Source organism: Haladaptatus sp., from assembly GCF_049589095.1.
In the GTDB taxonomy this organism is placed as follows: Archaea; Halobacteriota; Halobacteria; order Halobacteriales; family Haladaptataceae; genus Haladaptatus.
The window spans coordinates 1-6,076 of record NZ_JBAWAC010000452.1; the positions used below are offsets into that span (position 1 = coordinate 1).

Below are 6,076 nucleotides of genomic sequence, written 5' to 3' on the forward strand. Positions count from 1 at the left end.
ACGATGACGTCGTCGTCCCGTGCGATTCCTTCCCCCTCGTACAGGTCACTGAGTTCGTCGCGACGCTTGAACCTGCCATCGTCATCGAGAACGTCGAACCAAGGGACGTTAACCGAATCGGGAATGTGCCCGCCCACCATCGTCATCGGCATCCCCTCGCCGTTCGGCGGTGCCCGGACGTCGCCGACGAACTCCTCGGAACTCCGGACGTCGAGCAACGTCACGTCCTCCGTGAGCGCCCGTTCGACATCGTCGCGAGTCGCCCGTAGGTGGTCGAACGGCCCACTCGCGTCGTACTCACGTTCAGTGACCGATGGTACCTCGGTCGTAGTGGGGTAGCCCGCTTCGATCCAGTAGTCACGGCCCCCATCGAGGAGGTAGAGGTCGTCGTGGCCGTAGAATTTGAACAGCCAGTAGGCGTAGGCGGCGAACCAGTTCGACTCGCCACCGTAGAGGACGACGGTGCTATCCTCGGTGATACCGTGCCGTCCCAGCACCGCCTCGAACGTTCCTTTTTCCGGAACGCCACGGCCGTTTTCTCCCGTCAGATGCATTTGCCAGTCGAGCTTGATCGCCCCGGGAATATGCCCGTCCTCGTAGGTGTCGCTCGTGTCCACCTCGATCAGGAGGAGTGACGGGTCGTCGTTTCGAACCTCGTCCAATCGCTCGTCGAGCCACTCCGTTTCGACGAGCGCGTCCGTTGCGTAGTCGCCCCGGTCCGCCCCGTCCAACGCCAGTCCGTAACAGGTCTGACGGGCGTCGCGGAGCGCCGGTGTCGATTCGAGTAAGTCCGCATCGTCGAGCTGTTTGATACCGTAGCGCGTCGTTCGCGCCGATAACATCGTCTCCTCGATGAGGGCTTTCTGTGTCATTCGACCGTTCTGGTCGAGTATCTTATAGATGAACTTGGAGCTAGGAGGAAGGTCATCGAGCTTCTCACGCACCGAATCCGGATTGGACATTAAATCACCAATCCGTCGTAGCGACTCCAACGTAATGTGATTGCCGGTTCGGAGCGGACAATCGAGATGATAGTACACAATACTGCCGGGGCTTTCCATCCCTCGCCGCGATCTCTCGCCGAGAGAACTGATTGGGCCATAATGGGGCAATAATGTGGTCATTTCGTGGAAACCATCCCGCGACGGAGCGATAACCCGGCAATAAATCTGGCCTGACGAATCCTTATTATTGCATGTGAAATACAATTCAATGCAATGGTTCAGGAAATCACGGTGGAGCAGTTGCGAGATAAGATCGATGCGAACGACGACGTCACCCTGTTCGATACGCGGAACCCCGACGACTACGCCGACTGGCACATCGCCCACGCCGAGAACGTCGAATTCTCGGGTACGAACGACGAACTGGTCGGCGATTTCGACGCCCAGCGTGAGGAACTCGCTCCCGACGACGAGGTAATCACCATCTGTGCGACCGGCAAGTCTGCCGGGCAGTTCGCCGAGTGGCTTGAAGCGGACGGGTTCGAGAACGTACTGACGGTCGAAGGGGGCATGGAATCGTGGAGCATGCTCTACGACGTCGTCCCCATCGCAACGCGGAACGATGACGTGGAAATCCTCCAGTTACAGCGTCGCTCGAAGGGCTGTCTCGGCTACGTCGTCGGCGACAAGCGGACCGGCGAGGCCGCCGCCATCGACGTGACTCGTGCCACGGGGACGTTCAAGAACGCCGCCGCGGAGCGAGGCTTCGAAATCACGCACGTCTTCGATACCCACATCCACGCCGACCACATCTCCGGCGGCCGCCGACTCGCCGACGAACTCGACGTTCCGTACCACCTCGGTTCACCCGCTGCGACGCGCGACCCCGAGTACGATTTCGACGGCGTCGACCCGAACGACACGGTGGATATCGGCGATGTCGATATCAAGGCCGTCCACACGCCCGGTCACACGACGGGTATGACTTCGTGGTTGATCGACGACGAGGCGCTGTTGACAGGCGACACCCTGTTCGTCGAGTCCATCGGCCGCACCGAACTCCAGTTCGCCGACGCCGACGCACGCGACGGCGCACGCGTCCAGTACGCGACGCTCCAGAAGGTCATCCTGTCCCTTCCCGACCACGTGAAGATTCTCCCGGGGCACTTCTCGGTCACCGACGACGGCGAGTACGTCGACGTCACGCCCGGCGTGCCGATGGTCACGACGGTCGGCTCCGTCCGGCGTACCAACGAAATCGTGCAGTTAGCGGAGGACGAGTTCGTCGAGCACATGTTCGAGAACCTCCCGTCGAAACCACCGAACTACGAGACCGTGATTGCCACGAATCAGGGGAGCTACGTACCGGAAAGCGTCGACGAGGAGAACGAACTCGAACTCGGACCGAACCGCTGTGCGGCGACCGAAGACAGCGTCGTTGCCGACGATTAAACCGCACCGTTCGTCTCTGTCCTCCCTGAAATCGACTCGACGATGTCGACGACGGCGACGAGTAACTCCTCCGTAGCCCGATTACGAGGGACTCGGAGTCTGAACACGGGACAGATACGCCGTGAGATCCGTCGTGGAAATCATTCCGATAACCCCTTCCGTTTCATCCACCACGGGCATGTGGTGAATTCCGTGTGTAATCATACGGTCGGAGACATCGCGGATCGAGTCCTGTGCCGTTGCAGTCATGACGTCGGTCGACATGTACTCGGATACCGGCGTTTCGTCCTTGGGTTGTCGTTCGGCAACGATCCGAACGAAGTCGGTGGTCGTCAGAATTCCCTGCAGATGGTTCTCGTCATCGGTGACGATAACCGAACCGATCCCGCTCTCGATCATCTCTCGTGCTGCCTCTTCGACGAGCGTATCGGGTGATGCGGTGTGGAGAGTCGTCGTCATTAGCTGACCGACGAAAATATCGTCCATACACGTAGTCTTTTTTGAATATTGATAAAAGTTGTCGCTACTCACGCTCCTTGCCGACTTTCTTCCTTTCGCCAATCACGCGACACCTTTACGAATGCGAACCTCCATCGAGGATACCCCGATCCAGCCAAAGACATATACGGGATAGCAGTGCATTACTGTTAATGGTTAGCAAACCGGTCTATCTCGGAGCGTCACTCACCGCAGTGATCAGTACGCTCGCGGGGATTCTCGGTGGCAGTGGCGCGCTCGCCCCATGGGGAATCGTCGGTGGACTCGTCGCGGGATGGACCGCAGAAACGGTCTCAGATGGGCTATACGACGGTGCGCTCGCCGGACTCTTCGGTGCCGTCGCGACGGTGATACTCATGGGTGTCTTCAGCGCGGTAAGTGCCGCGCTTACTGCCGCGAACGTCGGCATCGCTGGCTTCGTCGGTGCATACACGTCCACCGTCATCGCCGTGATGATCGTTCCTACGTTTGCGGTGGAAGGGATGATCATCGGTCCACTCACCCGGTACGCGAAAACCACGCTCCAGCGCCGGCCCTCGAACGGTAGCGGCAAGGTGGAGGAAACGTGATCGCGGAGATCGGTTGATCGTCGTTTGCGGACGACTCTTCGGACGGTGATCGTCCAACCGAGCGCTCTCGGCCGTCGCGTCGCATCTCGGCATGTGAACGCGTTCGCCATCCGGCAGATGAGAATCACGCTGGAAGCGACCGCCCGAACCGTTTATGCCTATGTCGATTGATTGATACTCCGCGATGCCATACTTCGAGAGCCACGATGGCGTGCCGATCTACTACGAGGATCAGGGACAGGGGGAGACGATTCTACTCGTCCACGGCTGGATGATGAATGCCGAGTACTGGTGGCAGAAGAACTTCGATGCCTTGGCCGACTCCCACCGCGTCGTGGCCCTCGACCTTCGGGGACATGGACGCTCCGGAAAGACCGACGCGGGCCACACCCTCGCACAGTACGCACGGGACATCCGGGAACTGATCGAGACGCTCGAACTCACCGACGTTACCTTCGTAGGATGGTCGATGGGGACGATGGTCATGTTCGAATACTTCGACCAGTTCGGAACCAACCGGCTATCCCGTGCCGTATTCGTGGACCAGAGTCCAAAATTACAGTACGATGACGACTGGCCTCACGGGTCCCCCGGTGAGTTCTCGGGTATCGATGGCGTCGATATCACGACGAACCTCACGTACAACCGTCCGTCGGTTGCAAAACCGTTCCTAAAGTCGATGTTCAACGAACCACCGGCGGCAGACACGATCGACGAGATGTACGCCGAGACGACCAAGACTCCGACGAGCGTCGCCATCGATATCTTTCTGGACGTCGTGTATTCCGACTTCCGACCGGTGGTACCCACGATCGACGTGCCGGTCCTGCTTCTCTACGGCGAACGGAACGATATCTTCCCGACGGACGTAGGGGGGTGGCTCGAAGACCACATCCCCGAGGCGACCCTCGTACGGTTCGAACGGAGCGGACACTGTCCCTTCTGGGAGGAGCCTGAAAAGTTCAATCGGGAGATCACGTCGTTCGTGGAGTGACTCCGTCACGAAGACGATTGCGCCGTGTCCGGATCGATCGTCTTACCGGATCGATTGAGGGAACTGCTCGTATGGTCGTTACGGAGTCGGCACTCGTGCCTCAAACGTTCAGACCGAGAATGTAGCACTTTAGGTCGGCCATACTATCGATTCTCACTTTTTGGGAATGCGAAAAAGAACTATGGCCCCTGGAGCAAACGAAATGAATGTGGCGAGCAAGACGGCCACTGGCTTGCTCACTCAACCACCGTCAACACTCTGTGGAACGACAAGGACTGTCGTCGTCGAAAACTGTGGTTGAATCGAGCTTACCCGCGTCGATTCGGCAATCGGAGCACGAAAATTCGCGGTCACCCCGGACCTCCCGGACTTGAATCGTTTCCCACCCGCACCCATGTGACGTTCAACCCAATGGGGAACGAGAGACGCCGGTTTCAAGCACGAGAGGTCCGTGGAACAGGCCACAAACGTCTGCCCGAAATCCTCCCATCGGAAGGTGGGAGGAGAGTAGGCCGTCTCCCGCCAATTTTACACTGACGACGAGATTCTCGCCCAGCGCATGCTGTGAATTACGGCCATCGGACACGACTACGGCGACGGGGTGCAGATCGAACTTGGGTATCAGGAAGTACACCACGTTTGGCGAGCGCACGAAGGGGTGTCGATAAAAACCGAGGCAATGGGACGATTTATCCGGTGTTTGTAAGCCCACCGTCCAGCACGAGTGATTCCCCGTTAACGTAATCCGCGAGATCGGAAGCCAGGAACAGCGCTGCATTTGCGACGTCCTGTGGTGTCCCAAATCGCTGCGAAGGAATCATCTGCTCGTACATCTCTCCTTCTTCGGTACCGACGATTTCGACATCGTCGGTGGTCATCATCGTTTCGATGACCCCGGGGTGAATCGCATTGACACGGATTCCTTCGGAACCGAGTGCGTCAGCGAGTGCGTAGGTCATCAATCGAACGGCACCCTTCGAGGTACAATACGTAACGTATTCCCCGGTTCCTTCGAGTCCGGCGACGCTGGAGAGGTTGATGATACTGCCACCACCGTTCGCCGCCATACGCTTGGCAGCGGCTTGCGCCCCAAAGAACACGCCTTTGACGTTGATGTCCATGAGTCGATTGTAGTCGTCTTCGGACACCTCCAGGAAATTTTCCCCGCGGAAAATCCCGGCGTTGTTGATCATGATGTCGACCCCGCCGAACTCCTCGGCTGCTTCGACGCTCGCTTCGAGATCGTCTTTCTCGGTGACGTCACATTTGACGAACGTCGCCGGATCCCGTTTCCGCAGCGATCGCTTCGTGCGTTGGAGTCCCGCCCTCACGCGGAGAGTCACGAATATCGGCAACGACGATGTCGGCACCTTCCTCGGCGAACGTTCTTGCAATCGCACGACCATTGCCACTCGAACCGCCCGTTATGACCGCTACCGAACCGGAAAGCAATTCATCCATGGGACCACATCCTGTCACACGCCACCAATCAAAATATTTCTTATATATTGGTGGTGTCATTATTTCCGCTCAATTCTCTATTCGGTTCGTTGTCGTTTCCTTCCGACGCTCATAGTCAAGCTTCTCGAAATCAAGATCGCGACACTTCGCGAAAATAT

Annotated in this window: 7 protein-coding genes; 3 read left to right on the top strand and 4 right to left on the bottom strand. The window is 58.1% G+C overall.

Annotated elements, in window-relative coordinates:
- On the bottom strand, positions 1 to 872 hold an 872-nt coding region (locus tag WBV42_RS14210; RefSeq protein WP_423986611.1), incomplete at its 3' end, for a sulfurtransferase.
- A 345-nt stretch (positions 873 to 1,217) separates the two neighbouring features.
- Here WBV42_RS14210 and WBV42_RS14215 point away from each other — a divergent pair.
- Positions 1,218 to 2,396: an MBL fold metallo-hydrolase gene (locus WBV42_RS14215; protein WP_423986612.1), complete on the top strand. Its 1,179-nt coding sequence runs from the start codon at positions 1,218 to 1,220 to the stop codon at positions 2,394 to 2,396.
- A gap of 81 nt (positions 2,397 to 2,477) precedes the next feature.
- On the opposite strand, the gene WBV42_RS14220 is transcribed toward WBV42_RS14215, so the two are convergent.
- Positions 2,478 to 2,882: a CBS domain-containing protein gene (locus WBV42_RS14220; RefSeq protein WP_423986613.1), complete on the bottom strand. Its 405-nt coding sequence runs from the start codon at positions 2,880 to 2,882 to the stop codon at positions 2,478 to 2,480.
- A 164-nt stretch (positions 2,883 to 3,046) separates the two neighbouring features.
- On the opposite strand from WBV42_RS14220, the gene WBV42_RS14225 reads away from it, so the two are divergent.
- Complete coding sequence (locus tag WBV42_RS14225) at positions 3,047 to 3,463, top strand: DUF5518 domain-containing protein (protein WP_423986614.1); 417 nt, start codon at positions 3,047 to 3,049, stop codon at positions 3,461 to 3,463.
- A gap of 184 nt (positions 3,464 to 3,647) precedes the next feature.
- A complete protein-coding gene (locus WBV42_RS14230) occupies positions 3,648 to 4,457 on the top strand; it encodes an alpha/beta fold hydrolase (protein ID WP_423986615.1) in 810 nt (269 codons plus the stop codon).
- A gap of 689 nt (positions 4,458 to 5,146) precedes the next feature.
- On the opposite strand, the gene WBV42_RS14235 is transcribed toward WBV42_RS14230, so the two are convergent.
- Together WBV42_RS14235 and WBV42_RS14240 are read right to left on the bottom strand one after the other, a co-directional pair.
- The gene (locus WBV42_RS14235) at positions 5,147 to 5,800 is read right to left on the bottom strand and encodes an SDR family oxidoreductase (RefSeq protein WP_423986616.1); all 654 of its coding nucleotides are present in this window, start codon (positions 5,798 to 5,800) and stop codon (positions 5,147 to 5,149) included.
- Positions 5,718 to 5,978 carry an SDR family NAD(P)-dependent oxidoreductase gene (locus WBV42_RS14240; protein WP_423986617.1) on the bottom strand — a complete coding sequence of 87 codons (261 nt, stop codon included), beginning with the start codon at positions 5,976 to 5,978 and terminating at the stop codon, positions 5,718 to 5,720. The genes WBV42_RS14235 and WBV42_RS14240 overlap by 83 nt, the downstream gene beginning before the upstream one ends.
- Between the last annotated feature and the right edge of the window lie 98 nt (positions 5,979 to 6,076).